This window comes from Lacrimispora sphenoides (assembly GCF_900105215.1).
In the GTDB taxonomy this organism is placed as follows: Bacteria; Bacillota; Clostridia; order Lachnospirales; family Lachnospiraceae; genus Lacrimispora; species Lacrimispora sphenoides_A.
Map to the genome: position 1 here is coordinate 634,176 of NZ_FOIP01000001.1, position 26,147 is coordinate 660,322.

At 42.8% G+C, this 26,147-nt stretch carries 38 protein-coding genes; all 38 read right to left on the reverse strand.

The annotated features are described in order from the left end of the window. Positions 1 to 250 precede the first annotated feature (250 nt). The 38 genes from BMW45_RS02800 to rpsC all read right to left on the reverse strand — a co-directional run bounded on the left by BMW45_RS02800 (position 251) and on the right by rpsC (position 26,141). Entirely contained in the window at positions 251 to 871 is a 621-nt protein-coding gene (locus tag BMW45_RS02800) for a hypothetical protein (RefSeq protein ID WP_025231363.1), read from the reverse strand. A gap of 562 nt (positions 872 to 1,433) precedes the next feature. Then, positions 1,434 to 2,006 carry a cyclase family protein gene (locus BMW45_RS02805; protein WP_092240450.1) on the reverse strand — a complete coding sequence of 191 codons (573 nt, stop codon included), beginning with the start codon at positions 2,004 to 2,006 and terminating at the stop codon, positions 1,434 to 1,436. Continuing rightward, positions 2,003 to 2,455 (reverse strand): MarR family winged helix-turn-helix transcriptional regulator, encoded by a 453-nt coding sequence (locus BMW45_RS02810; RefSeq protein WP_092240451.1) that lies wholly within the window; start codon positions 2,453 to 2,455, stop codon positions 2,003 to 2,005. The genes BMW45_RS02805 and BMW45_RS02810 overlap by 4 nt, the downstream gene beginning before the upstream one ends. Before the next feature lie 191 nt (positions 2,456 to 2,646). After that, a complete protein-coding gene (locus BMW45_RS02815; protein WP_092240452.1) occupies positions 2,647 to 3,828 on the reverse strand; it encodes a glycine C-acetyltransferase in 1,182 nt (393 codons plus the stop codon). Between the two features lie 83 nt (positions 3,829 to 3,911). Next, positions 3,912 to 4,958: an L-threonine 3-dehydrogenase gene (tdh, locus tag BMW45_RS02820; protein WP_207641642.1), complete on the reverse strand. Its 1,047-nt coding sequence runs from the start codon at positions 4,956 to 4,958 to the stop codon at positions 3,912 to 3,914. Between the two features lie 930 nt (positions 4,959 to 5,888). Further along, positions 5,889 to 6,281 (reverse strand): 30S ribosomal protein S9, encoded by a 393-nt coding sequence (gene rpsI, locus BMW45_RS02825; RefSeq protein WP_025231356.1) that lies wholly within the window; start codon positions 6,279 to 6,281, stop codon positions 5,889 to 5,891. A 28-nt stretch (positions 6,282 to 6,309) separates the two neighbouring features. Continuing rightward, complete coding sequence (gene rplM / locus BMW45_RS02830; protein ID WP_025231355.1) at positions 6,310 to 6,744, reverse strand: 50S ribosomal protein L13; 435 nt, start codon at positions 6,742 to 6,744, stop codon at positions 6,310 to 6,312. A gap of 164 nt (positions 6,745 to 6,908) precedes the next feature. Then, positions 6,909 to 7,934 carry a tRNA pseudouridine(38-40) synthase TruA gene (truA, locus tag BMW45_RS02835; protein ID WP_092240453.1) on the reverse strand — a complete coding sequence of 342 codons (1,026 nt, stop codon included), beginning with the start codon at positions 7,932 to 7,934 and terminating at the stop codon, positions 6,909 to 6,911. A 24-nt stretch (positions 7,935 to 7,958) separates the two neighbouring features. Beyond that, entirely contained in the window at positions 7,959 to 8,759 is an 801-nt protein-coding gene (locus BMW45_RS02840) for an energy-coupling factor transporter transmembrane component T family protein (protein WP_092240454.1), read from the reverse strand. A gap of 13 nt (positions 8,760 to 8,772) precedes the next feature. Further along, the gene (locus BMW45_RS02845; protein ID WP_092240455.1) at positions 8,773 to 9,621 is read right to left on the reverse strand and encodes an energy-coupling factor transporter ATPase; all 849 of its coding nucleotides are present in this window, start codon (positions 9,619 to 9,621) and stop codon (positions 8,773 to 8,775) included. Beyond that, complete coding sequence (locus tag BMW45_RS02850; protein WP_092246115.1) at positions 9,611 to 10,516, reverse strand: energy-coupling factor transporter ATPase; 906 nt, start codon at positions 10,514 to 10,516, stop codon at positions 9,611 to 9,613. The genes BMW45_RS02845 and BMW45_RS02850 overlap by 11 nt, the downstream gene beginning before the upstream one ends. A 198-nt stretch (positions 10,517 to 10,714) precedes the next feature. Then, entirely contained in the window at positions 10,715 to 11,740 is a 1,026-nt protein-coding gene (locus BMW45_RS02855; protein WP_092240456.1) for an N-acetylmuramoyl-L-alanine amidase family protein, read from the reverse strand. 23 nt (positions 11,741 to 11,763) lie between these two features. Beyond that, positions 11,764 to 12,990 carry an N-acetylmuramoyl-L-alanine amidase family protein gene (locus BMW45_RS02860; protein WP_025231349.1) on the reverse strand — a complete coding sequence of 409 codons (1,227 nt, stop codon included), beginning with the start codon at positions 12,988 to 12,990 and terminating at the stop codon, positions 11,764 to 11,766. A 366-nt stretch (positions 12,991 to 13,356) separates the two neighbouring features. Next, positions 13,357 to 13,893, reverse strand: coding sequence for a bL17 family ribosomal protein (locus BMW45_RS02865; protein WP_025231348.1), 537 nt, complete (start codon positions 13,891 to 13,893; stop codon positions 13,357 to 13,359). A gap of 98 nt (positions 13,894 to 13,991) precedes the next feature. Beyond that, positions 13,992 to 14,960, reverse strand: a complete 969-nt coding sequence (locus tag BMW45_RS02870) for a DNA-directed RNA polymerase subunit alpha (RefSeq protein ID WP_025231347.1) — start codon at positions 14,958 to 14,960, stop codon at positions 13,992 to 13,994. Positions 14,961 to 15,064: 104 nt separating this feature from the next. Then, entirely contained in the window at positions 15,065 to 15,658 is a 594-nt protein-coding gene (gene rpsD / locus BMW45_RS02875; RefSeq protein WP_092240457.1) for a 30S ribosomal protein S4, read from the reverse strand. 16 nt (positions 15,659 to 15,674) lie between these two features. Beyond that, positions 15,675 to 16,076, reverse strand: a complete 402-nt coding sequence (gene rpsK, locus BMW45_RS02880; RefSeq protein WP_024834894.1) for a 30S ribosomal protein S11 — start codon at positions 16,074 to 16,076, stop codon at positions 15,675 to 15,677. Positions 16,077 to 16,217: 141 nt separating this feature from the next. Further along, positions 16,218 to 16,586 carry a 30S ribosomal protein S13 gene (rpsM, locus tag BMW45_RS02885; RefSeq protein ID WP_025231345.1) on the reverse strand — a complete coding sequence of 123 codons (369 nt, stop codon included), beginning with the start codon at positions 16,584 to 16,586 and terminating at the stop codon, positions 16,218 to 16,220. A 27-nt stretch (positions 16,587 to 16,613) separates the two neighbouring features. Then, the gene (gene rpmJ / locus BMW45_RS02890) at positions 16,614 to 16,727 is read right to left on the reverse strand and encodes a 50S ribosomal protein L36 (RefSeq protein ID WP_003497809.1); all 114 of its coding nucleotides are present in this window, start codon (positions 16,725 to 16,727) and stop codon (positions 16,614 to 16,616) included. Positions 16,728 to 17,072: 345 nt separating this feature from the next. After that, positions 17,073 to 17,291 (reverse strand): translation initiation factor IF-1, encoded by a 219-nt coding sequence (infA, locus tag BMW45_RS02895; protein ID WP_013274317.1) that lies wholly within the window; start codon positions 17,289 to 17,291, stop codon positions 17,073 to 17,075. A gap of 5 nt (positions 17,292 to 17,296) precedes the next feature. Beyond that, on the reverse strand, positions 17,297 to 17,578 hold the full coding sequence (locus tag BMW45_RS02900) for a KOW domain-containing RNA-binding protein (RefSeq protein ID WP_242882886.1): 282 nt from the start codon (positions 17,576 to 17,578) through the stop codon (positions 17,297 to 17,299). Positions 17,579 to 17,588: 10 nt separating this feature from the next. Continuing rightward, positions 17,589 to 18,353 (reverse strand): type I methionyl aminopeptidase, encoded by a 765-nt coding sequence (gene map, locus BMW45_RS02905; RefSeq protein ID WP_092240459.1) that lies wholly within the window; start codon positions 18,351 to 18,353, stop codon positions 17,589 to 17,591. Between the two features lie 3 nt (positions 18,354 to 18,356). Next, positions 18,357 to 19,001, reverse strand: coding sequence for an adenylate kinase (locus tag BMW45_RS02910; RefSeq protein WP_092240460.1), 645 nt, complete (start codon positions 18,999 to 19,001; stop codon positions 18,357 to 18,359). Between the two features lie 85 nt (positions 19,002 to 19,086). After that, complete coding sequence (secY, locus tag BMW45_RS02915; protein WP_025231341.1) at positions 19,087 to 20,409, reverse strand: preprotein translocase subunit SecY; 1,323 nt, start codon at positions 20,407 to 20,409, stop codon at positions 19,087 to 19,089. Position 20,410: 1 nt separating this feature from the next. Then, on the reverse strand, positions 20,411 to 20,851 hold the full coding sequence (gene rplO / locus BMW45_RS02920) for a 50S ribosomal protein L15 (protein WP_025231340.1): 441 nt from the start codon (positions 20,849 to 20,851) through the stop codon (positions 20,411 to 20,413). 26 nt (positions 20,852 to 20,877) lie between these two features. Further along, positions 20,878 to 21,060, reverse strand: a complete 183-nt coding sequence (rpmD, locus tag BMW45_RS02925) for a 50S ribosomal protein L30 (RefSeq protein ID WP_092240461.1) — start codon at positions 21,058 to 21,060, stop codon at positions 20,878 to 20,880. Positions 21,061 to 21,073: 13 nt separating this feature from the next. Next, positions 21,074 to 21,583: a 30S ribosomal protein S5 gene (gene rpsE / locus BMW45_RS02930; RefSeq protein ID WP_092240462.1), complete on the reverse strand. Its 510-nt coding sequence runs from the start codon at positions 21,581 to 21,583 to the stop codon at positions 21,074 to 21,076. A gap of 20 nt (positions 21,584 to 21,603) precedes the next feature. Further along, positions 21,604 to 21,972, reverse strand: a complete 369-nt coding sequence (gene rplR / locus BMW45_RS02935; RefSeq protein ID WP_025231338.1) for a 50S ribosomal protein L18 — start codon at positions 21,970 to 21,972, stop codon at positions 21,604 to 21,606. 17 nt (positions 21,973 to 21,989) lie between these two features. Continuing rightward, a complete protein-coding gene (gene rplF, locus BMW45_RS02940; RefSeq protein ID WP_025231337.1) occupies positions 21,990 to 22,532 on the reverse strand; it encodes a 50S ribosomal protein L6 in 543 nt (180 codons plus the stop codon). A gap of 67 nt (positions 22,533 to 22,599) precedes the next feature. Next, complete coding sequence (gene rpsH, locus BMW45_RS02945) at positions 22,600 to 23,001, reverse strand: 30S ribosomal protein S8 (protein ID WP_025231336.1); 402 nt, start codon at positions 22,999 to 23,001, stop codon at positions 22,600 to 22,602. Between the two features lie 24 nt (positions 23,002 to 23,025). Next, positions 23,026 to 23,211: a type Z 30S ribosomal protein S14 gene (locus tag BMW45_RS02950; RefSeq protein ID WP_002604691.1), complete on the reverse strand. Its 186-nt coding sequence runs from the start codon at positions 23,209 to 23,211 to the stop codon at positions 23,026 to 23,028. Between the two features lie 15 nt (positions 23,212 to 23,226). Continuing rightward, positions 23,227 to 23,766 (reverse strand): 50S ribosomal protein L5, encoded by a 540-nt coding sequence (gene rplE, locus BMW45_RS02955; RefSeq protein WP_092240463.1) that lies wholly within the window; start codon positions 23,764 to 23,766, stop codon positions 23,227 to 23,229. Between the two features lie 21 nt (positions 23,767 to 23,787). Then, positions 23,788 to 24,093 carry a 50S ribosomal protein L24 gene (gene rplX / locus BMW45_RS02960; RefSeq protein WP_025231334.1) on the reverse strand — a complete coding sequence of 102 codons (306 nt, stop codon included), beginning with the start codon at positions 24,091 to 24,093 and terminating at the stop codon, positions 23,788 to 23,790. A gap of 14 nt (positions 24,094 to 24,107) precedes the next feature. Then, positions 24,108 to 24,476: a 50S ribosomal protein L14 gene (gene rplN / locus BMW45_RS02965; protein ID WP_024291900.1), complete on the reverse strand. Its 369-nt coding sequence runs from the start codon at positions 24,474 to 24,476 to the stop codon at positions 24,108 to 24,110. A 26-nt stretch (positions 24,477 to 24,502) separates the two neighbouring features. After that, positions 24,503 to 24,757 (reverse strand): 30S ribosomal protein S17, encoded by a 255-nt coding sequence (gene rpsQ, locus BMW45_RS02970; protein ID WP_092240464.1) that lies wholly within the window; start codon positions 24,755 to 24,757, stop codon positions 24,503 to 24,505. A gap of 93 nt (positions 24,758 to 24,850) precedes the next feature. After that, positions 24,851 to 25,057, reverse strand: coding sequence for a 50S ribosomal protein L29 (rpmC, locus tag BMW45_RS02975; RefSeq protein ID WP_025231332.1), 207 nt, complete (start codon positions 25,055 to 25,057; stop codon positions 24,851 to 24,853). A gap of 2 nt (positions 25,058 to 25,059) precedes the next feature. Next, complete coding sequence (gene rplP / locus BMW45_RS02980; protein ID WP_025231331.1) at positions 25,060 to 25,485, reverse strand: 50S ribosomal protein L16; 426 nt, start codon at positions 25,483 to 25,485, stop codon at positions 25,060 to 25,062. Continuing rightward, positions 25,485 to 26,141, reverse strand: coding sequence for a 30S ribosomal protein S3 (rpsC, locus tag BMW45_RS02985; RefSeq protein ID WP_092240465.1), 657 nt, complete (start codon positions 26,139 to 26,141; stop codon positions 25,485 to 25,487). The genes rplP and rpsC overlap by 1 nt, the downstream gene beginning before the upstream one ends. Between the last annotated feature and the right edge of the window lie 6 nt (positions 26,142 to 26,147).

Below are 26,147 nucleotides of genomic sequence, written 5' to 3' on the forward strand. Positions count from 1 at the left end.
GATCACAACCTTTCTCTTTCTCGTATGGGTAAAAAAATAGAACCACACGAGCAAATTAAATTTACCAATGTGGTCCTAAATATTCTATCCACATAGGCGCAACGCTTTTAGCGCTTGCACCTGTGGTTCGTCACAGATACAAGCGCTGTCAATCGTCGTCCCAATTCAACTTTTTAAGTTGTTGATGTTGATTCATAATAGCTGCCTCCATTTATAATTTGATTCAGGTTATCACAAAGAGCGTATATTGTCAAATGAAATATTCAATGGTATCTGCCGGTTTCTTCTGTGTCACTCTGTTAAATATGATGACAGCCTCCCTTGTTTCCTTGGGTCCAAGGGCATAAGTACCCTTTCCCGTGTCATTAAACATTTCCCATGGCACACACCGGTTCCTATGGTAAGGCATATCTGTAATCAGCTCCAATCCCTTTTGCTTAAAAGGTTTCTTTCTGAAATAAGGATCAAATAAATAAACATTCTCCTCATCGGCCCCTGTTACCAGTACATAGTGCCAGCAGCCTAACATCACCCGTGCCACCACAACTCCGTCCTGTTGCAGGCCATACATGATCTTGCTGTTTTCTCCTATAAACACTTCGTCCCCAGTCAGATATTCACTTTGAACCGGGAATTTTTTCATCTTTCCGAATTGGTTGATCCAGTTGCTAAAAAACATCATAGCCATACGTGAGGTTCCATTTTTCCCGAACTCCCCCTTGGCATTATAGGAATCAAGACAAAACAGCATAATATGTTTGATGATATCCGGCGGAATCTGATCCCGGGTGAAGAGATAACTCATTGCATTCAGTAATGTAGTCGGGCCGCAGTCGTATTCCGTGACCTGATAATTTAGCGGATTTTTCATATTGGATTCACTTCCTTCAAAGATTTTCATACACGGTTACCAGTCATATGTTAAAAATACCGGTATACCTATAATGGCTTTTTACCACCACAGGAATCAAACGATATTCTTTAGTCAATCGGATATTCGCAATCCTCGACCCTGCTTGATGAGGTTAAACTCACATACCATATTTATTTCTTATAAGCATTATTTGTATCATTTTAGTACACTATTGTCAATATATTTTCAGATCGTATTATACCTTTTATATTATGCAGTTACAATACGAAAGTTTATGGCAGCTGATGGTTGTTCATTATTATCGGTTCAGCAAAGGTCTGAATCTTTCCTGGCATATAATCTGGGTGGTTCACTATAACATTGTGCCACAAAACTTTAACGTTATTACATAAATTCAATTTAATACGGTGAAATTCGGCATGTAATAAAGACTCCTTGAGAGAAACTCTCAGGAGTCTTTTTCTATCCTGCAATTTGCAGGCAATTCTTATCTTAATATTTTATCACACAGCTCCAGTTAAACCCATAACGCAACAAGCGAATTCACTCGCATTTAAGTTTAGAATTCAGTATCCACCACCACTTTGCATTGTAGTCCGGTAGCAACAGGATCATCAAACCAAAGAGTATAGACTATAAAGACATCTATGTCTAACAATTGATTAAGACCACTTAAGTTCTCGATAACGTATATACCATTCTTCTCCAACAGTCTGTCAGCAGGTTCATGCTCTTTTCCACGGCGTATTCCTGAGCAGTCAATTCCCAAAAAGCGAAGCGGTTGATTCGTAAGCCACTGTATCAACTCATGGGATAACTGCGGATGATCACGAAAATAATCCGCGGTACCATACTTTTCTTTTTCACTTCGACCCGTGTATATGAAAAGAAAAGCATGTTCTGGTATGTGTATATTTTCAATATCAGAGAGGGAGATCTCACGATCTTCTGCAATATCTGATACATCCAAAAGAATACCCGGGCACGTAATGTAGTCTAGCGGGATAACGCTTTTCTCATAGGTATCCAAATGTGTTCCTACATGTCCTGTAGCTATATGGCGGTTTTCCTGTGTGGAGAGCCATTGCTCTATTAAGCACTGATCCACTTGTGTTGTCAAATCATATTTCATAGCGATTCCTCCTGTACTTTGACTTTCAGATAGTTATTGAACTTTTGTAAAAAGTCAAGTATTACTTGTTGCTCCTTTATTGGAACAGAATATAAAAAGGCGATATCTCGTTCTTCCCATTTCGTATGAGCAACCTCATGTTCTTTATACAGAACCTCTCCTTTAGAGGTCAGCCGATAGTAAATTTCTTTTTTATTATCCGGAAGAACATAACGCTCGATAAGACCATCCTGCAGCAAACGCTTAGCCAGCCTTGTAACTGCACCTCGAGTCATAGAAAGAAGCGCAGCGAGTTGCACTCCATTTGGGTGTTCAAGCTTTCCGATCGCTTCAATACAATGCAATTCTGAATTACTATATCGTGAGTTTAAACCACTATTTATAAGATTGCTAAGTATGTCTTGATTGTTATAAAGCTGCGTAAATTGTTGAAGTATTTCCCGCTCCATTTTATATCTCCTTTTTGTTTCCTAGTAAGCAATCTTATAATAACATGTTGAATTATTGTTGTCAAGTCAACAATAATAAATTTAAATGACAAGAACCGTCAGCGCACAAAAACGGGGAACAGGATAAAATATAATCCTGTTCCCCGCTCTCGTCCATTTCATTTTACAATAAAAATGATGCCACTATTTTCTTAAATCCCCATCTCTTCCTTTACACGTCTAAAGCATTCTACTGCAAAATCCAAATCCTCCCTTGTATGGGCGGCGGATATCTGTGTACGGATTCTGGCCTTTCCTTTTGGCACCACCGGATAGCAGAATCCGATGACGTAAACGCCTCGCTCCAGCATCCTTGCTGCAAATTCCACGGCCGTCTTTGCATCATACAGCATAATCGCTACAATCGGATGATCAGTTTCAATAATATCAAAACCTACCTCTTTTATTTTCTCCCTGAAATAACGGGTATTTTCATGAACGCGGTCCCTGTACTCCGTGCTCCGCTCCAGAATTTCAAAAGTCTTTATGGCTCCGCCGGCGATTGCAGGAGCTACGGTATTGGAAAACAGATACGGTCTGCTCTTTTGACGGAGCAAATCCACGATTTCCTGTCTGGCGCTGGTATATCCGCCGCTGGCTCCACCCAGAGCCTTGCCCAGTGTACCGGTGATGATATCCACCCGGCCCATGACGCCGCAGTGTTCCGGTGTACCCTTACCAAGCATTCCCATAAAGCCTACTGCATGGCTGTCATCTACCATCACCAGTGCGTCGTATTTGTCAGCCAGATCACAGATTGCTTTTAAATCAGCCACAATGCCATCCATGGAAAATACACCGTCTGTGGCAATCAGACGTATCCTGGCATCCTGAGAATCCTTTAAGCACTGTTCTAACTCCTCCATATTATTATTGGCATAACGGAAGCGCTTTGCCCTGCATAAACGCACGCCGTCAATGATGCTGGCATGATTTAATGCATCGCTGATCACCGCATCCTCCTCTGTCAGCAATGTTTCAAACAGGCCTCCATTAGCATCGAAACAGGAGGAGTACAAAATCGTATCATCCATGCCCAGGAAGGAAGAGATTTTTGCTTCCAGTTCTTTGTGTATCCCCTGGGTTCCGCAGATGAAACGAACGGAAGACAAGCCGTATCCCCATGTATCATAAGTGGCTTTGGCCGCCTCTATAATCTCCTGGTTGTCTGAAAGTCCAAGATAATTGTTGGCACACATATTGATGACATTTTCTGTCTTCGTAGTATTGATTCTGCTCCTTTGAGGACTTGTGATAATGCGCTCCTCCTTATAAGTTCCGTCTTCTCTCGCCTGTTCCACCGCTTCTTTATAATAGTTTAATGCATTTTTCATATTATCACTTCTCTCCTGTCGTTCATTTTCCATTGTCTGGCTGAATAACCTTATCTATGTTAATTCGTTCGTCCTATCCTCTATTAAATCTTCGTCCAGTCCAGAACTACTTTTCCGCACTGTCCGCTGTTCATTACGTCAAAGCCCTTCTGGAACTCCCGGAAATCAAACTTATGAGTGATGATCTTCTCAATTTCAAGGCCACTGTTTAACATAGCCATCATCTTGTACCAGGTTTCAAATATTTCTCTGCCATAAATTCCCTTTAACTGCAGACAGTTAATCACGATCTTATTCCATGGCACTACGGTATCGCTTCCCTGAAGGCCCAGCACTGCAATCTTGCCGCCGTTGTACATATGGTCAATCATGGAAGTAAACGCCTGGCCATTGCCGGACATCTCTAGTCCGACGTCAAAACCTTCCTCGATATGAAGCTCCCGCATCTTATCATCTAAGTTCTCTCTGGCTACATTGACAGTATGGGCACCGCAGATTTCCCGGGCCAGGTTCAACCGGTAATCATTGACATCGGTGATCACCACATGTTTGGCTCCCACGTGGCGGCAGATCGCTGCAGCCATGATGCCGATAGGACCGGCACCTGTGATCAGCACATCCTCTCCCACCATATCAAAGGACAAAGCGGTATGTACTGCATTGCCCAGAGGATCGAAAGAAGAACATAATTCCTCAGGGATTCCCGGCTCACAGATAATCACATTGGTCTGCGGAATCACCAGATACTGTGCAAATGCACCGTCACGGTTTACCCCTACACCGACGGTATTTTTACAGAGATGACGTTTTCCTGCTTTACAGTTACGGCAGTGTCCACATACGATGTGGCCCTCTCCCGATACGATATCGCCGATTTTATATTCCTTCACAAGACTGCCCACTTCCACGATTTCACCTACAAATTCGTGTCCGATGGTCATCGGCGGTTTTATCGTTTCCTGAGACCACTTATCCCAGTTATGGATATGTAAATCCGTACCGCAGATTGATGTGTAGTGAATCTTGATCTTCACATCATTTTCCCCTGTTTCGGGAATGGGGACCTCTCTAAGCGCCAGCCCACGCGCCGCCTCTTCTTTTACAATTGCATACATCATTCTTTCTTTCATTGTAACCTCCACCTTTCTTATTGCTTTATATGTCTTTGTGAGACGAAAAATGTCTTTTATGCGCAGACATATTTCCATTTAATGTCTCCCCCTCAGGGACATAATAACATGAATGTCGGTAGATTGCAATCCCTTTTCTTATGATTTTCGTTAGGAAATTCAGAGAAAAAAAAGCAAAAAAAATGGCTTCCAAAATGGAAACCATCTCCTTATTTATACGATATCTTTGTACTTATGAGTCATAATCCAGGAAATCTCATGCACATCCAAATTCCTGATATCCAATAGCTTTAAAACGTTCTCAGAAATTCGAAAATTATCGTTTGGAGAACTTAAAAGGATAATTATGAGACATCTCATGCATGCTTGTCAGTTATGTGTTAGTTACCCACAGTTTCTTGCAACAGCCTATAATGCTTCATTGCTCAAATTTCTGTTGAATTAAATAAATTCTTATGATATATTATAGATAGAAAAGGAACAACCGCCCACAAGGGGTTGACCGACTATATGAGGAGCAAAGCCACCCTTAACCGTCCAAAGTTTATAGGGTGGTTTTTGCTATGTACAGCTACTTACAAAACGTAAAAACGAATGTAAGTAATGCCAAAAGGAACAGACCAAAGGTCATTAAATCCTTAAAATCAAAACGATTTTTCATAGGCATCACCCCCATTCTTTTAGAATGAGGTCAACACACCCTGCAACACGATTGTCCTTGTGCATATTCTATCATACGGATTCCTTCCTTACAATCAATAATTTTTCTATTTCGTATATCTTTTTGTTTGTTAGTTACCTGTTAGTAACGTGTAAGTTACCTCTAAATTTTGATACCATTTCAAGCATTCCTTGTTATTTCAGCAAATAAGAAAACCCCGAAAACATAATGTTTTTCGGGGTTCTGCTGTAATTCGATTTTCTGTCTGCTTATCTCTTTGAGAACTGTGGAGCACGACGAGCTGCTTTTAAGCCGTACTTCTTTCTTTCTTTCATTCTTGGATCTCTTGTTAAGAAGCCTGCCTTCTTAAGAATCGGGCGATACTCAACATCTGCCTGAAGCAGAGCTCTTGAAATACCGTGTCTGATTGCACCGGCCTGTCCAGTGAATCCACCGCCGTGAACGTTAACCATAATGTCAAACTTATCAACTGTCTCTGTAGCAACTAACGGCTGACGAACAACAAGCTTTAATGTTTCAAGACCTAAATACTGGTCGATATCTCTCTTATTGATAGTGATCTTACCTGTACCTGGTACTAAATATACTCTAGCGATAGACTTTTTTCTTCTACCTGTTCCGTAAAATTTTGCATTAGCCATGATAACTTCCTCCTTTCAGCACCTCTGATTAAAATTTGAACTCTAAAACTTCTGGTTTCTGAGCTGCATGACTATGCTCTGCACCTGCATATACGTGAAGTTTTGTTATCATGCTTCTTCCTAAAGGTCCCTTGGGAAGCATACCCTTAACAGCCAGTTCAATAACTTTTTCAGGCTTTTTAGCCATCATTTCTCTTAAAGTTGTTTCTCTCATACCACCAACATACTCAGAGTGGTTATAGTAGATCTTCTGATCTAATTTCTTGCCGGTTACGGCAATCTTATCTGCATTTACAACGATCACATAATCACCGCAATCCATATGCGGTGTGTAGATCGGTTTATTCTTACCTCTTAATACTTTAGCTACTTCTGAAGCCAAACGTCCTAATGTATATCCTGTAGCATCAACTACGTACCATTTTCTTTCAATTGTTGCTGGACTAGCCATAAAAGTCTTCATTGGACAACCTCCTGTAAATTATGGTTTTTTAAGCATAACTATATTGCAAAATGCTCACTCCGGGGCTTTGGCTGAACATTTTCGTCTAACGTCACAGTTATACATTATATTACATTCAGCCGGATGTGTCAACCTCTTTTCCCATAAAATCAAGGTTTTTCGGCCTATTTTTGTGTCACGTACCATCCCTTGCTTTCAGGATCAGCCTGAAAAATATAAAATCCATAGGGCTTTCCCAAAATGATCCTTCCATCCATCTCCTCGTCTCGAACAAAAATGGTTTTTGCACCATTTTGAACTGCCTGATGGACCACACGGATCAAAAGTCTTTCAAAATCCTCTTCCCTGCACCGGTGAATGTGAAGCCAGGCTTTTCCTTCCGAAACAATCTTATCCTGGGAAAGAGTATAGCTCCATTCCTTATTCTCTCTCTGGATCTGATTTTTAAGTTCTGTTTCATAATCAAGGCTTATCAGGGAAAGTCCCTTTGCCACAGCCTTTGGCCCTGCCACATTCCGGTCCCTGGCATCAAGAATCTTTTCCACATGTGCCGGCGGATACGCCCCCATGCCGACCTTCATTAACGTACCTGCAATGATCCGCACCATGTTATACAGGAAACCGCTGCCCTTAATGCGGATTGTAATGAGATCCCCGGTCTTTTCAATGTCCAGGCTATAAATGGTACGTACGGTCTCTTCCGCCTGCCCACGGGCCGTACAGAAGCTTTTAAAATCATGTTCTCCCACCAGATAGGCCCCGCCTTCCCGCATCCGCTCCACATCCAGGGGAAAATAGCAGAAATAGCTGTAAAGCCTCATGGTTGGTACTTCAATTTTCCGGTTCATGATTTTATATTCATAAGTTTTAACACAGTTCTGCTTTCTCGGATGATAATCCGGTGCCACCTCCTCAGACTGTAAGATCCGGATATCATCCGGCAGCCTCTGATTTAAGGCAAAGCATATTTTATCGGCAGGCATCCGGTTCTCCGTATCAAAGACCGCCACATTTCCCTCCGAGTGAACCCCGGAATCGGTTCTGCTGGCCCCGATTACGGTTACTGGCTCCTTTAAAAGATCCGTCAGTTTCCTGTTAAGTACCTCCTCTATTGTGATCCCGTTATTCTGAATCTGCCAGCCGCAGTAATTGGTGCCGTCATAGGCCACAATCATTTTAACCCGTTTCATACATCCTCCTATTTTATGGGGGCCTTAACCCATGATTCGAAGTCCAGTGATAGCGGCCAGATATACCAGACACACCAGATAGGCGATCCCGTCCTGTTTTCCATACCGAAGAGGCTTCATTTTAGTCCTTCCTTCTCCGCCCCGGTAGCATCTGGCCTCCATAGCCATTGCCAGGTCCGTAGCACGGCGGAATGCGGAAATAAATAAGGGTACCAGAAGAGGAATCATATTCTTTGCCTTCTGAATCAGATTCCCTGTTTCAAAATCAGCACCCCTGGCCATCTGAGCCTTCATGATCTTATCGGTTTCTTCCACAAGGATCGGAATGAATCTTAAAGCAATGGACATCATCATGGATACCTCATGGACCGGAACTCCCGCCTTCTTTAAAAACCCAAGGCTCTTTTCCAGACCATCGGTCAGCTGGTTCGGTGTGGTGGTGAGAGTCATGATAGAAGAGCCAACCACCAGGTAAATGAGCCGGACTCCCATGAAGGACGCCGTTTTCACACCTTCCCTTGTCAATTTTAAAAATCCCAGCTGGAAGATGGGTTCTCCAGGAGTCAGGAATAAATTAAAGCTGACGCTGATGAGCAGAAGAAACACAATCGCCTTTAACCCGCGTACCATGAATTTAAAGGGAACCTGGCTTAAACGGATCGATGTGATCAGAAAAAAAGTGGCGATCAAATACGCCCATATGTCATTTGCAATAAAGAGGGATATAATAAAAACCATAGTCCCAAACAGCTTTGTCCGGGGATCCAGCCTATGAAGCTTTGAATCCACCGGATAATACTGCCCTAAAGTAATATCTTTCAGCATAATATCTCCCGATCTATTTTTCAAGAAGCCGTAAAATCTCATCTCTGGCTTCTTCTACGGTTGTAACGTTATCATCAACAGGAACTCCGTGGTCCTGCAGCGAATGGACCACATAGGTGATCTTAGGAGCCGCAAGGCCGATCGCTTCCAGCTCCTTGTAATGCTTAAATACTTCCTTCGGAGTATCATCAAACACCTTTTCCCCTTGATTCATAACCAGAATCCGGTCCACATACCGGGCAATGTCCTCCATGCTGTGGGAAACCAGAATGATGGTCATATTCCTTTCCTTATGAAGCCGCGCAATCTGGTCCAGGATTTCGTCTCTTCCCCTTGGATCCAGGCCTGCAGTAGGTTCATCCAGTATGAGCACCTCCGGCTCCATGGCCAGAACTCCTGCAATGGCCACCCGCCTTTTCTGCCCTCCGGAAAGTTCAAAAGGCGAACGGGAATAAAAGCTTTCGTCAAGCCCCACCATTGTGAGTGCTTCCCTTGCCCTTTTCTCGGCATCCTCCCTGGAAAGACCCTGATTCTTTGGACCAAAGCAAACGTCTGTAAACACATTGATCTCAAAAAGCTGATGCTCCGGATACTGGAATACAAGTCCAACCTTGCTTCTTAAGGCCCGCATATTGTATCCTTCCTCATAAATGTTTCTTCCATTATAATAGATGGTGCCATCAGTGGCTTTCATCAATCCGTTTAAGTGCTGGATCAGGGTCGACTTCCCGGAACCTGTATGCCCGATAAGGCCGACAAATTCCCCATCGTTTATTTCCAGATTCACGTCCTTTAGCGCACGCTGCTCAAAGGCTGTTCCAGGCCCATAAACATAATTCAAATGCTCTGCTCTAATTGCCATCCTTTACTCCATTCCCTAGTGTCACCTTTCCAGGAAAACGCTCTGCAAATTTTGGCAGAAGGTTTTCCATCAGTTCTTCCAGTGTCAGTATCCCATCCGGTAAGTCTACCCCATTCTTTTGCAGTTCATAGGCCAGCTCTGTTACCTGGGGAACATCCAGGCGGTAGGATTTAAGCTCCTCGACCCTTGAAAAAATTTCCTTTGGAGTTCCGTCCATGACCACCTTACCGTTATCCATGACAATGACCCGGTCTGCATCTATGACCTCTTCCATATAATGAGTAATCAGCAGGACCGTGATTCCTTCCTTCCTATTTAATTCCCTGACCGTCTTCACAACTTCCTTCCGGCCGTTAGGATCCAGCATGGCTGTAGGCTCGTCCAAAACAATGCACTGGGGCCGCATTGCCATAACGCCGGCTATGGCAACCCTTTGCTTCTGGCCACCGGAAAGCCGATTAGGGGATTTTAAGCGAAATGCAGCCATTCCAACACTCTCCAGACTCTCATTCACCCGCTTCCATATCTCCTCCGTAGGAACTCCCAGATTTTCAGGACCAAACCCTACATCTTCCTCTACGATATTTCCGATAATCTGATTATCCGGGTTCTGGAATACCATTCCGGTCCTTTTCCGAACTTCCCATAAATTATCTTCCACGGAAGTGTCCATTCCCTGAATCCACACGGTTCCCTCCGTAGGTAGGAGAATCGCATCTAACTGCTTTGCAAAGGTTGACTTACCGGAACCGTTGTGTCCAAGAATGGCTACAAACTGCCCCGCCTTAATATCCAAACTGACGCCGTCAATGGCACGTTTAATCTCTTCAATGTTTTCTTCCTCATCTCTTCTGATATAATCAAATATCAGTTTCGAGGTTTTTATTATTCCCATAGTAGACCTTTCTCTGATAAACTCAAACATACATATGCCACATAATTTTAGATGAATATTTCATAACAGTCAAGCATAGACGCAAATCTTTTGTAAATTCAGTGGTGAAAAAGACAGTAAAATGAAGTGATTGAAACCTTTTCTTTATATCCAGAGATAAAAAAATGGCACAGATGCAGTCATCTGTGCCATTTTTTATTACGGAACCCAAAGTCCGGAAGCGTCAATATGGTAAATACCGTCAACCTTCGTATTCACCGCCAGGCTGCCGTCGCTATAAAGATAATACCACTTTCCAGGCTGCGGCTGTATCCAGCCGATAGCCATGTCTCCGTCGGAGTTTAAATAATACCACTTACCGTTTATTTGCTGCCAGCCTGTCATCATCTGGGCGTTAGCTCCCATATAATACCACTTATCGCCTATTAACTGCCAGCCAACAACTGCGTAGCCATCCTTGTTAAAATAATACCATTTTCCGCTGACCATTTTCCATTGACCGACAACGTAATTTCCGTCCTCGCCCCGGTATTTTTTTCCGTTCTGATACTCTGCCCAGGTTCCTGAAGTATCACCAAGCTCCTGTACCACGGAATCATCAGAGGTGGTCACTTCTCCTTCTTTTAAATAATCTTCTTCAGAAGAATCTTTTAGGATCGCCTTTACGGTATAGAAGTATTTATAACCTCCATCCATATACTGCAAAAGATCCACAGAAGTAGATGAGGTAGTCAGGCTCTTGACCCAGATTCCGCCTTCCCGGTACAGGATCACCTGGTACCTGGATGCGAAAGGAACCTTTTTCCAGGAAGCTTTCGTCTTTGCATTGTCGCTCCAACCTGCCTCTTTCGGGCTTTCCAGCATTGCTACCGGAACGTAGGAAACCTTTATTTCGGTTACACCATCTTCTGCCTTTACAGAAACCAGGCCTCCACCATAAATCGTGCAATCAGATCTGGTAAACGTGCCGTCTACTCTTATGATGCCGGTGATCTTCTTACCTGGAACCCAATCGTCTACATCCTCCTTGCTCCATTCCGGATTTACTTCAGAATAGTTGACGGTTACAGTCGGAACCTGAGTCCCTTCCGTCCAGCTGCTTTTACTTCCATTATCCAGGCGGATCTTCAAGCTTCCGGAAGCCGGGACTGTCATCCCAGTTCCCAGAACCATGAAAGCGCATAAAAGCACCAGCCACTTCCTTTTCCCCTGCATCCACTTCATTGTATCTACTTCCTTTCCTGATATTACTTACGCCAGATACCATTGCCGTCTACCGGAAAGCCACTGATGGTAGTATTGACAGCCTTTGAGCCTTCACCTGGATAGAAGTAGTACCAATTTCCATCTACCTGCCTCCAGCCTTCCTGCATAGCTCCGGTGGAATCCGTATAATACCATTTATTATTGTAATTAACCCAGCCAGTGATCATGGCTCCCTCTACTCCACTTGTCGTAGATTGATTTAAATAATACCATTTGTTATTGGAAACAACCCAGCCCGTTGTCATCGCACCATCGCTGTTTAAGAAATACCATATATTATTCCTCTGCTGCCAGCCGGTGACCATACCTCCGTTTGAATCAAATAAATACCACTTATTATTGATTTTAGCCCAGTTGTTCTTCTGATAGGTTCCATCTGGATATCGGTAATACCAGATGTTTCCGGTCTTGATCCAGCCGACTTGGCCGTTTGCTACCGCACTGTTATCCTGGCCGCTACCATCTGATACCTTTTCCTGGGGCAGGTATACTTCGCCAGATTCCGTCCATTCACTGTTCTTACCATATTTCTGCTCGCTCTCCGTATAAGGTACGGTACGAACCTTAAAGCTATAGGTGCCTGCCTTTGTCATATAAGGAAAGAAGTTATAAGTGGTAGCCTTCAGCTTCTCCACCTTTTTTATAATACTGCTTCCCCGGTATAGATAAACATCATAGGCGCCTGAACTATTATCTACAGAGCTCCACTTGGCAGTGCCGTATCCGGAATCTCTCCAATCAGCATCCTGGGGTGATTCATAAGTTCCCTTTACAGGCTTAAAGGTAAATGTGACATACAGAGTATCTGATCCTGAGCGGCTGGAAGAAACATAGGTTCCTCCTTTAATTGATACATTACTGGACTGATAACCACCCTTAAAAGCATACTCATCGGAGTTTGTTGCCCTTAAAGTCACCTTCATCTTTGGTTCAGAACCAACCTTCATTTCCTTCGTATCAGATGTGATCCAGTCCAAATCCGTTACTTCGTATCTATCGTTGTTGGCATAAACGTAATTCCCTGTACCTTCGTTAGTCTTAAAACTGCTCTCTGATGGCAGCGTATCCCCTGAGGCAAGCTCCTCTAATCCTGCGTAAATGGTCACTGATGTTATGGTCTTTACTGCAGCCAGAGATTCAAATGGGATGCTGAGTCCCAGCAGGCTTACCATAGAAGCCATTGCAGCTAACCGTTTAAAAAGTCTCATAAAAAAAACCTCCCACTATAAATTAACGTAATTTGACAAAACAGTCATCTACTTCTACTACTGACATTATATCCCTAAAAGCAATTATCCGTCAACTTACGATATTCTTTCTTTATTCTTGCATTTCTGTATGGATTAGCAGTAAAACAAAAAAATCCCGATATTGGAGGTGCTCCAATACTGGGTTGGGGGGTGCAGTGCAAGCTGGCGGGTCGTTGAGTCCGCAGTGCAAGTTGGCAAAATTTTGGATTTGCCAGCTCACGGGCATTCGCCCTATGAAGAAAGGTTCGATAAGATTTTCTTATGTGCAAGCACAACGAAAATTTTATCGAACCTTTCTTCAGCACTGCTCATTGCTTTCGTGGATTATACCAGTTCAAGCACGACTGCCATAGCTCCGTCACCCTTACGCTGGCCGATCTTAACGATACGTGTGTAACCACCGTTGCGGGATACGTACTTTGGTGCAACTTCTTCAAACAGTTTCTTTGGCAGATCAACAGATTTTGTATTTTTCTTTCTTCCAGCAGCCTGTGCAGGAACTTCTGTTACATCGTAAAGAACCTTTAACATCTGTCTTCTTGCGTGAAGTCTGGAAGGAAGGTCTTTCTTGATCTCTTTCTCTACTTCATCGTATACGGTAACTTTCTTGCCGTTAACAACTTCTTTTACTCTCTTGCCGTCTTTATCTTTACGTGCAACCTTTGCAGTAACCTTAACAGTCTCAAAGTTGTCTTTCTCTTTTACCGCTAAAGCGATGAGGCCTTCAGCCACCTTGCGGATTTCTTTTGCTCTTGCCTCTGTTGTCACGATTTTGCCATTATATAATAATGCAGTTACCTGGCTTCTGATTAATGCTTTTCTCTGGCTGGAAGTTTTTCCCAGCTTTCTATATCCTGCCATTTTAATATTCCTCCATTTGTGGAACACAGGTACATGCTTCTTCGGACTTACTGTACCGGCGCTTAATCTCCATAAATTACATGCTTCAAGCGGTCCAGTTATACACCGGCATCATCGCTTGGGTTAAGCTGCAAGCCTAACTCTTTTAATTTAGCCAACACTTCTTCTAAAGACTTGCGGCCCAGGTTACGAACCTTCATCATATCCTCAGAGGTACGGTTACACAGTTCTTCTACTGTATTGATGCCGGCTCTCTTCAGACAGTTGTATGAACGGACGGAAAGCTCCAGTTCATCAATGTTCATTTCCAGAACCTTTTCCTTTTCATTATCCTCTTTTTCCACCATAACTTCTGCAGTCTTGGCGTTCTCAGATAAATCAATGAACAGGTTTAAGTGCTCGCTGAGCACCTTAGCGGCAAGGCTGACCGCTTCATCCGGTGCCGAAGTACCGTTTGTAAAAACATCTAATGTCAGCTTATCATAATCGGTAACCTGACCTACTCGGGTGTTTTCTACCGTCATGTTGACGCGCTCGACTGGTGTATAGATAGAATCAACGGCAATCACGCCAATCGGTAAATCTTCACTCTTATTCTTGTCTGCGCTTACATAGCCACGGCCCTTAGTGATAGTAAGTTCCATATAGAACTTGCTGTCCGTGCCGCCGCTGAGAGTTGCAATGATCTGTTCCGGATTCATGACCTCAATATCCGGATCCGCCTGAATGTCCGCAGCCGTAATAACGCCTTCGCCTTCAAACTCAATGTATGCAACCTTAGCTTCGTTGGTATCGCTATTATTCTTAATAGATAAGCTCTTGATGTTCATGATGATCTCAGTCACATCTTCCTTAACTCCTGGAATAGAACTGAATTCATGCAAAACGCCGTCGATTTTTACCTGACTTACTGCAGCGCCCGGTAAGGAAGAAAGCATGATTCTTCTCAAGGAATTTCCTAAAGTCGTGCCATAACCTCTTTCAAGCGGTTCAACTACAAATTTGCCATATTTCTTGTCTTCTGAGATTTCAGCAATCTCAATGTTTGGTTTTTCAAAATCGAACACTAATAGCCCCTCCTTTTGGGTATTTTGTATCGAGGGTCTTATACTCAAACCTTGCCCAGGGGGAACCCCTGGGCGAAAGCCGGCTTCAATCAACAGACTTTCAATTATTTGGAGTACAACTCGACGATAAGCATTTCATTCACCGGAACATCAATCTCATCTCTTGTTGGTAACTCTTTAACAGTACCACGTAAATTCTCATGGTCAACATCAAGCCATGCCGGAACCATACGTCCAGCGGTTGATTCCTGAACACTTTTGAATCTTGCATTGGCTTTGCATTTCTCTTTAACTTCGATCACATCTCCAGCCTTAATTAAATAGGAAGGAATGTTTACGCATTTGCCGTTTACAAGAATGCTCTTGTGGTCAACCATCTGTCTGGTCTCTCTTCTTGTTCTTCCGAATCCCATACGGAATACTACATTGTCAAGTCTTCTCTCAAGAAGGATCATCAGGTTTTCACCCACAAGACCATTCATTCTGGAAGCCTTCGCATAGTAGTTACGGAAAGGTTTCTCAAGAACTCCGTAGATGAATTTGGCTTTCTGCTTTTCTCTAAGCTGAATGCCGTACTCACTCATCTTTCTGTTAGCTCTTTTTAATTCTCTGTTTGATTTTTTATCTATTCCTAAATAGATTGGATCAAGACCAAGGGATCTACATCTTTTAAGAACAGGAACTCTATCAACTGCCACTGTAATTACCTCCTAATTAGACTCTTCTACGTTTTGGTGGACGACAACCGTTATGTGGAACCGGGGTTACATCCTTAATGCTGGTTACCTCTAATCCGCATGCCTGAAGTGCGCGAATAGCTGCTTCACGGCCTGAACCAGGACCTTTAACCATAACGTCTACTGATTTTAAACCATGTATAAGAGCTGCCTTAGTAGCAGTTTCTGCCGCCATCTGAGCTGCATATGGAGTAGATTTCCTTGAACCTCTGAAGCCAAGACCACCAGCACTTGCCCAGGATAATGCATTACCCTGTGTATCTGTTAATGTCACGATCGTGTTATTAAAAGATGACTGGATATGTGCTTGTCCGCGTTCAACGTTTTTCTTTACGCGCTTTTTTGTCACTTTTTTAGTAGTGGACACTTTTTTAGCCATTTTAAACTAACCTACTTTCTTTTTACTTGCATCTGAATCCTGTTATTCCTGTTTTTAAAACATGTAACGTGATTCGCTGTTGTTGGATAATGAAGTTCTTTCACACTGATCTGGTGAGATAACTCACTAAATGTTCAATGCTTATTTCTTCTTGTTTGCTACAGTCTTTCTAGGACCCTTACGAGTTCTTGCGTTGGTCTTTGTCTTCTGACCACGAACTGGCAGGCTCTTTCTATGACGGATTCCACGGTAGCATCCGATTTCCTGAAGTCTCTTGATGTTCATAGCGATCTCTCTACGTAAATCACCTTCAACAATCTGAGAATCAGTAATTACTGATGAAATTCTTTTTACTTCGTCGTCTGTTAAGTCCTTAACACGAGTATCAGGACTAACGCCAGCCTCTGTCAGGATGCGGTTTGAACTTGTTCTGCCGATACCGTAGATATAGGTCAAGCCGATCTCAACACGTTTTTCTCTTGGTAAATCAACACCTGAAATACGAGCCATTTGTGTATTACACCTCCATTATTTTTTTTAACCTTGTCTCTGCTTATGCTTAGGATTTTCACAGATTACTCTGATACTGCCTTTTCTCTTAATGATTTTGCATTTTTCGCAAATCGGTTTGACTGATGATCTAACCTTCACAGCAATTCTCCTTTCCGTTATGCGCCCTTTCACATGAAGCACTTGCCGTCTATTAAAAGACGTTTCCGCGCGAAAGCGCTCCCCCGCACCCGGCCGGCTCTGTTACGAGCCTGGTGGCGATGGAGCTCTTTTTGGAAAGAGCCTTCTGAGTATACCCGCAGTGTGTTTTATCGTAAAACCAGTGCTGCCCATAAGGGCATAATACACCCAGTATTTCAACAAAGTCGCTATAGCATTATAACACTGTTTATTTTAAAATGCAAGCACTTTTTCCTATATATTTATTAACCCTTTACCCTGGTGTGTCGCACTAGGGAAACAGGCAGTGTTTAATAAAACAGCGCCTTATTTGTCTCTCCAGATGATCCTTCCCTTGCTTAAATCATAAGGGGACATCTCAATGGTTACTTTATCTCCCGGTAAAATACGAATGTAGTTCATGCGAAGTTTTCCGCTGATGTGAGCAAGTACCTGATGGCCATTCTCCAGTTCTACCTGGAACATGGCGTTGGGAAGCTTCTCCACAACGGTTCCTTCAATTTCAATAACATCTGCTTTTGACATAAAGCTTACCTCCTAACAACCTGTTCTTCTCTTTTGAAACATCTGATGAAATGTTTGATTTCTTCATCGGTGACTAATTTATTTTCCCGGATCTTTACTCCGGGTGAATGCTTCTCCCATAAAAGGGCTTCCACATGCTTTTTCTTTTTCTTCTTCGGGCAGTTTAAACGTCTGCTTTTTCCGTCCACCAGATATATATATTCGCCTTCCTCCCGCAATATGAAGAAATAACCGCCTTTATCATGACCCGCCGCAGATTTTACAAATGCTCCGGTAGTTAATTTCATGGGCATTTCCTCAGCGGTCACAGGAAACCAGACTAAGAATCTCCGGTTCACCCTCTGTAATCAGCACGGTATTTTCATAGTGAGCGGAAAGGCTGCCATCCTCTGTTACTACGGTCCAGTCATCATCAAGCCATACGACCTCCGGTGTTCCCCCATTGATCATGGGTTCGATGGCCAGGGTCATTCCCGGCTTTAATTTGATTCCCCGTCTTTTCTGTGCAAAGTTCGGCACCTCCGGCTCCTCATGGAGATGAGAACCGATTCCATGGCCTACCAGATCCCGTACAACTCCAAATCCAAATTTTTCTGCATGGATCTGGATTGCAGCAGATATATCATTCAGATGATTGCCAGATTTTGCAAATTTAATCCCTTCAAAGAAACATTGTCTTGTCACTTCTATGAGCTGCCCTGCGAAAGGAGTGATCTCCCCGATTCCGTAAGTCCTTGCCGCATCGGAATGATATCCTTTGTAAATAACCCCGGCATCCAGGCTTACGATATCGCCCTCCATTAAAATCCGTTTCTTACTTGGAATCCCATGAACCACTTCATCGTTTACAGAAACGCAGATGGAGGCAGGATATCCGTTATAGTTCAGGAAAGAGGGCTTACAGCCGTAGCTCCTTATGATTTCTTCTCCCAGATGATCAATATCCCAGGTTGTCATTCCCGGCTTCAAGGCTTTTGAAAGCTCTTCATGAGTTTTACTAAGAATCTTTCCTGCCTCTCTCATAAGTTCTATCTCTCTTGCAGATTTAATCGTAACTGACATAAACTATGCTCCTAATAGGTCAGCGATGTCCGAGAACACCTTGTTTAATTCCTGAGTTCCATCAATATTCACCAGCACACCAGCTTCCTTATAATATTCGATCAGAGGCTTTGTCTGATCATGGTAAACCGACAAACGCTTTTTAACAGTTTCCGGCTTATCGTCATCCCGCAAAACAAGCCCTGCTCCACACACGTTGCATACATCGGGAACCCTGCTTGGATTATACACAATATGATATGTAGCTCCGCAGGCAATGCAAGCACGACGGCCTGCCATTCTGTCTATAATTATCTCATCCGGTACATCCACATTAATCGCAAAGTCAATCTTCTGTCCCATATCAGAAAGCGCCTTTTTAAGGCTTTCCGCCTGGGGAATGGTTCTTGGAAAACCATCCAGTACGTATCCGTTTTCACAGTCATCACTTTGAATACGTTCCATCAGCATGCCAATGGTCAGTTCATCCGGCACAAGAGTGCCCTGATCCATGTATTCCTTTGCCTTCCTGCCTAACTCTGTTCCCTCTTTAATATTGGAGCGGAAAATATCTCCAGTAGAAATATGGGGAATCTGATACTTTTCAGCAATTTTTTTTGCCTGGGTACCTTTGCCGGCACCAGGAGCACCTAACATGATAATTCTCATAAACAGTCCCTCCCTTGCTTCCTTAAGGTTAAATAACACAAATTCCAAGAGAAACACGCCGTGCGTGTTTCTCTTGGTTTGTCCTCTAATCGTTTAAAAACCCTTTATAATAGCGCACAAGCATCTGAGATTCAATCGCCTTCAACGTCTCTAAGACTACACTGACGATGATGATTAAAGATGTACCTCCAAAGGATAAACGGCTTACATTAAATAAACCGGAAACCATGATCGGAATAATACAGATGATCGTCAAGCCGCATGCGCCTATAAATACGATATAGTTCAAAATGGAATTGAGATAATCACTGGTTGGTTTTCCTGGACGGATGCCCGGGATAAAGCCACCGGACTTTTTCATGTTATTCGCAACTTCAAGCGGGTTAAACGTAATTGATGTATAAAAATAAGCGAACACAATGATAAGAGCCACGTAGACGAGCATACCGATGGTATATAACGGTCTTTCCGGTTTAAACCAGCTTGAAGAATTCAGTGCCGATAAAATGTGGCCTCCAATGCTGTTGTAGTTAATATTGGCCCCAAAGAACTGGGAAATCACTACCGGGAACGACATAATGGAGGAAGCGAAGATAACCGGGATAACGCCGGCTGTATTCACCTTTAACGGAATGTTGGTGGCTTGACCGCCGACCATCTTCCGTCCCTGCATCTTTTTCGAATACTGAACAGGAATTCTTCTCTCACCATTCTGAAGGATAACAACAAATATTACAATCGCTGCGATAACAGCAACGATAATAATGGCTGCAATTGCAGCTACGGCAACCGATTTTCCAGACATGAATCTGGTATATAAGGTTGACATATCCGAAGGAAAGCTGGAAATGATGTTAAAGGTCAAAACAATGGATATACCATTTCCCACACCTTTTTCCGTAATTCGCTCACCGATCCACATCAGAAGAGCACTTCCTGCAGTCATAGTTGCAACAGCAATAATAATACTTAATACATTAAATTCTCTTAACAGCCCCTGGCCGCCGAATCCAATCGCCATAGCGACGGACTCGATTAAAGCCAGACCAACTGTTACGTAACGGGTGTATTCTGCAATCTTCTTTCTGCCATCTTCCCCATCCCGCTGCATTTCCTCAAGCTTTGGAATCGCTATGGTTAAAAGCTGCATGATGATGGAAGATGTGATGTAAGGGGTAATGCTTAAGGCAAATACGGACATATTGGTAAAAGAGCTACCAGTCATTGCGTTGAAAAATCCAAACGCATCGTTATTCTGCCGAGCAAAAAAATCTTTAAAAAAGCTTGTTTCAACTCCTGGAATCGGCAATTGAGAACCGATTCTAGTAACCACCAGCATCATGAATGTAAAGATAAGTTTCTTTCTTACATCCTTGATCTTGAATGCATTACGGAGTGTTTTTAACATATTAGATCACCTCGCAGGTTCCACCTAAAGCCTCGATTTTGGTTTTTGCGCCTTCGCTGAAAGCATCTACCTTTACTGTAAGCTTTTTGGTTAATTCTCCATTTCCAAGGATCTTAACACCGTCACGCGGATTCTTAACGATACCGCTCTCTAACAAAGTTTCAACAGTAACAACTGTACCATTGTCAAAACACTCTAAAGCGCCTACATTGATACCGATAATAATTTTAGTATTTCTATTGGTAAAGCCTCTCTTAGGAATACGTCTGTATAAAGGCATCTGACCACCTTCAAAACCTGGTCTAGTTGCACCGGAACGTGCTTTCTGTCCTTTATGACCCTTACCTGCTGTCTTGCCGTTTCCTGAACCATGACCGCGGCCTCTTCTGAAGTTGTCGCTGTGTTTGGAACCTAACGCAGGCTGTAAATTTGATAAATCCATCGCTTGCACCTCCTTACTGTATTCTCTTAAATCTCTTCAACTTTTACTAAATGACGCACGTTTGCGATCATACCTCTAACCGCGTTATTATCCGGCATCTCAACTGTTTTATGAAGCTTCTTTAAGCCTAATGCTAAAACGGTTGCTTTATGCTTCGGAACTGCGCCGATCGGGGATTTCACCAATGTGATTTTTAATTTATCTGCCATTTTCATATCCTCCTTAGCCTAAAATCTCTTCTACAGATTTACCGCGAAGCTTTGCAACTTCCTCAGGAGTTTTTAAACGGGTTAATCCCTCAATTGTAGCTAAAACTACATTGGTCTTATTATTAGAACCTAAGGACTTAGAATGGATATTCTTAATACCTGCAAGTTCTAAAACCGCACGTGCAGGACCTCCTGCAATAACTCCTGTACCTTCATTAGCTCTCTTAAGAAGTACAGATGCACTTCCGAATTTTCCGATTAAGTCATGAGGAATACTTTTGTTCTCATCGATAGGAATAGCAACCATATTCTTAACAGCAGCCTCTTTTCCTTTACGGATTGCTTCTGGAACTTCACCGGCTTTGCCAAGACCCGCACCTACGTGGCCATTGCCATCACCTACGACTACTAAAGCAGAGAATCTCATGGTACGTCCACCCTTAACGGTTTTAGATACGCGCTTGATAGCAACTACTCTGTCGTTTAATTCTAACTGATTTGCATCAAAAATTGTACGTTTCACGCTGTCATTCTCCTCTCTACTTAGAATTCCAGACCAGCTTCTCTGGCTGCGTCTGCTAATGCCTGAATCTTACCATGATATATAAAACCGCCTCTGTCAAAGACAACTCCCTTAATTCCTTTTTCAAGGGCTCTCTTTGCTACTACGGTACCTACATATGCTGCAGCATCAACGTTGTTAGTTTTCTCTAATTCTGCCTTTACTTCTTTTTCTACTGTAGAAGCAGCGACTAAAGTCTTACCAACTGTATCGTCAATAATTTGAGCATACACATGATTATTGCTTCTAAACACAGCTAAACGCGGTCTTTCTGCAGTGCCTGCAAAACGGTTACGTATTCTGTTGTGCTTTTTAACGCGAACTTCGCTTCTTGACTGTTTGCTAACCATCTTTACACTCTCCTTAATTATTTCTTACCAGTCTTACCAACTTTACGTCTGATAACTTCGTCAGCATACTTGATACCCTTGCCCTTATACGGTTCAGGTCTTCTCTTATCTCTGATTTCAGCAGCGTACTGGCCAACTTTTTCTTTATCGATACCTTTAATAATGATGACGTTCTGGCCTTCCATGGTAGCTTCGATACCTTCAGGATCTTCCATTTCTACCGGGTGGGAATAGCCAAGAGAAAGAACCAGCTTCTTGCCCTGCTTCTGTGCTCTGTAACCAACACCATTGATTTCCAGCTTCTTCTCATAGCCGTTAGTAACACCAACAACCATGTTGTTTACTAATGTTCTTGTCAGACCGTGTAAAGATTTCATCTTCTTTAAATCGTTCGGTCTTGAAACAACGATATGACCATCTTCTTCTTTGATTGTCATCTCAGATGGTAACACTCTTTCAAGAGTTCCCTTAGGACCTTTTACAGTCACTTTATTATTTTCTGCGATTGTAACAGTTACGCCTGCCGGAATCGCGATAGGCATTCTTCCTATACGTGACATGCCGTTTACCTCCTTAAATTTTCGGAAGAAGCTCTGCGCTTCTTCTGTTTTCAGATGCTTCTCTTAATTACCAAACAAATGCCAGTACTTCTCCGCCGATGCCAATGGTACGTGCATCTTTATCGGTAATAACGCCCTGGTTTGTGGAGATGATAGCAGTTCCTAAACCGCCAAGTACTTTTGGTAACTCTTCCTTGTTTGCGTATACACGTAAACCAGGCTTGGAGATTCTCTTAATTCCTGTAATGATTTTCTCATTTTTATCTTTACCGTATTTTAAGGTGATCCGGATTGTCTGGAATGCACCGTCTTCTACGAGATCGTATTTCTTAATGTAGCCCTCTTTTACAAGGATATCAGCAATAGCTAATTTCATCTTAGATGAAGGTACATCTACTGTATCATGTTTTGCAGTATTTGCATTACGGATTCTTGTAAGCATATCTGCGATTGGATCGCTCATAGTCATTTTGAAATTGCCTCCTTCCTTATTTTACCAGCTTGCTTTTTTAACGCCTGGGATCTGGCCCTTGTATGCTAATTCACGGAAGCAGATTCTGCAGATTCCGTATTTTCTCAAATAAGCATGTGGACGACCACAGATTCTGCAACGATTGTATTCTCTTGAGGAGAACTTTGCAGGTCTCTGCTGTTTGATCTTCATTGAAGTCTTAGCCATGGATTATTCCTCCTACTATTTTGCAAATGGCATATTGAATAATGTCAAAAGTTCACGGGCTTCTTCGTCTGTCTTAGCGGTAGTAACGAAAATAACGTCCATACCTCTTACCTTGTCAACTTTATCGTACTCAATTTCAGGGAAAATAAGCTGTTCCTTGATACCAAGAGCATAGTTCCCTCTGCCGTCAAATGCATTAGGATTTACTCCTCTGAAGTCACGTACACGAGGAAGTGCAAGGTTGATCAGGCGGTCAGCAAATTCATACATTCTCTCACCGCGTAAAGTTACTTTACATCCGATCGCCATACCTTCTCTGAGCTTGAAGTTAGCAATTGATTTTTTAGCCTTTGTTAAAACTGCCTTCTGACCGGAGATGATTTCTAAATCTCTTACTGCAGAGTCTAAAATCTTGGCATTTTCCTTTGCTTCACCAATACCCATATTGATGACAATCTTATTTAACTTTGGCACTTCCATGTTGTTCTTATATCCAAATTTCTTGACCATACCTTCTACGATCTCTGTCTGGTATATCTCTTTTAATCTAGCCAATTTTTATTCCTCCTCTCCGAATTAGTCAATTACTTTACCGGTTGCCTTTGCAACACGGACCTTTTTGCCGTCTTTAACTTCAAAGCCAACTCTGGTTGCTTTTCCGTCAACAACAAGCATAATGTTGGAGATATCAAGTGCAGCTTCTTTCTGTACGATACCACCCTGTGGATTGCCTGCGCCTGGTTTCACATGCTTTGTAATCATGTTAACGCCTTCCACTACCACTTTGCTGTTCTTCGTATCTACGTGAAGAACTTTGCCCTGTTTGTCTTTATCTTTTCCTGCGATAACCTTTACCAGGTCGTCTCTTTTAATTTTATGCACAGTCCGACACCTCCTTATAATACTTCGGGAGCTAAGGAAACAATTTTCATGAACTGTTTCTCTCTTAACTCTCTGGCAACCGGCCCAAAGATACGAGTTCCTTTTGGAGTCTTGTCATCTTTGATAATTACGGCAGCATTCTCATCGAACTTGATATAAGAACCGTCTTTGCGGCGTGCGCCCTTAACGGTGCGTACAACTACGGCCTTAACAACGTCGCCTTTCTTCACAACACCACCAGGCGTTGCATCTTTTACGCTGGCAACGATAACATCACCAATATTAGCATATCTTCTTGTAGAGCCGCCCATAACACGGATACAAAGAATCTCTTTTGCACCGGTATTGTCGGCAACCCTTAATCTGGTTTCCTGCTGAATCATACCTGTTACTCCTTCCTGGAAATAAATTATTTCGCTCTTTCGATAACCTCAACAAGTCTCCATCTCTTGTCTTTGGACAGCGGTCTTGTTTCCATTACTCTTACTGTATCGCCCATGTTGCAGTCGTTGTTCTCGTCATGAGCTTTTAATTTATACGTTCTTTTTACGATCTTGCCGTATAAAGGATGTTCTACATGGTCTTCAATAGCCACAACGATGGTCTTATCCATCTTGCTGCTTACAACCTTACCAGTACGGGTTTTTCTTAAATTTCTATCCACGTTCGGTATTCTCCTTTCGAGTTTTGGCCCTGGCGGCCCAATCTATAAGTTTACACACACTCGTGTGTGTCATGCTTTTTAAAAAACTGCAACTTAAGCTAATTTAGCCTTCTCAGTTATAACAGTCTGAATTCTGGCAATGTTCTTGCGAACCTCTTTGATCCTGCTTGTGTTATCAAGCTGGTTGGTCGCGTTCTGGAACCTTAAGTTGAAAAGTTCTTTCTTTGCAGCTACTAATTCTACATTCAGTTCTGCAGCTGATTTTCCTTTTAATTCTTCAACATACTTATCAATTTTCACTGTCATTCACCGCCTTCTAAATCTGCTTTAGCAGCAATCTTACACTTGCACGGTAACTTATGCATAGCAAGGCGTAAAGCTTCACGTGCTAATTCTTCAGGTACTCCAGCGATTTCGAATAATACACGGCCTGGTTTTACTACTGCTACCCAGTATTCCAGAGCGCCCTTACCGGAACCCATACGGGTTTCTGCTGGCTTTGCTGTTACAGGTTTATCCGGAAAAATCTTGATCCAGACTTTACCGCCACGCTTGATGTAACGGGTCATGGCAACACGGGCTGCCTCGATCTGGTTGGATTTAATCCAGCATGGTTCCATGGAAACTAAACCAAACTCGCCGTTGCTGATAGTATTGCCTCTTAACGCTTTACCAGCCATGGATCCACGGAACTGTTTACGACGTTTAACTCTTTTAGGCATTAACATTATTTTCCGCTCCCTTCCTTGTTTCCTTTAGTTGGAAGTATTTCGCCATTGTAGATCCATACCTTAACACCGATCTTACCGAAGGTTGTATCTGCTTCAGCGAAACCATAGTCAATATCTGCTCTGAGTGTCTGTAACGGAATGGTTCCTTCGCTATAGAACTCGGTACGAGCCATATCAGCACCGCCAAGACGTCCTGCAACTGCAGTTTTGATGCCCTTTATTCCAGACTTCATGGAACGACCCATGGTGGACTTCATAGCCCGGCGGAAGGATACACGGTTCTCTAACTGCTGTGCGATGGATTCAGCTACTAACTGAGCATCTTTATCAGGTCTTTTGATTTCCTTGATGTCAACAAATAACTTTTTATCTGTAAGCTTTTGAGCTTCAGCTTTTAATTTCTCGATCTCAGATCCACCCTTACCGATAACAACACCTGGCTTCGCTGTATGAATCGTAATTTTCACGCGGTCAGATGCTCTCTCAATTTCTATATCAGAAATGCCGGCGCTGTATAATCTTTTCTTAAGGAACTTTCTGATCGCATAATCTTCTACCAGGTTATCTGCGAAATCAGCTTCAGCATACCATTTTGAGTTCCAGTCTTTAATAACACCGACTCTTAAGCCGTGTGGATTAACTTTCTGTCCCATTATTTG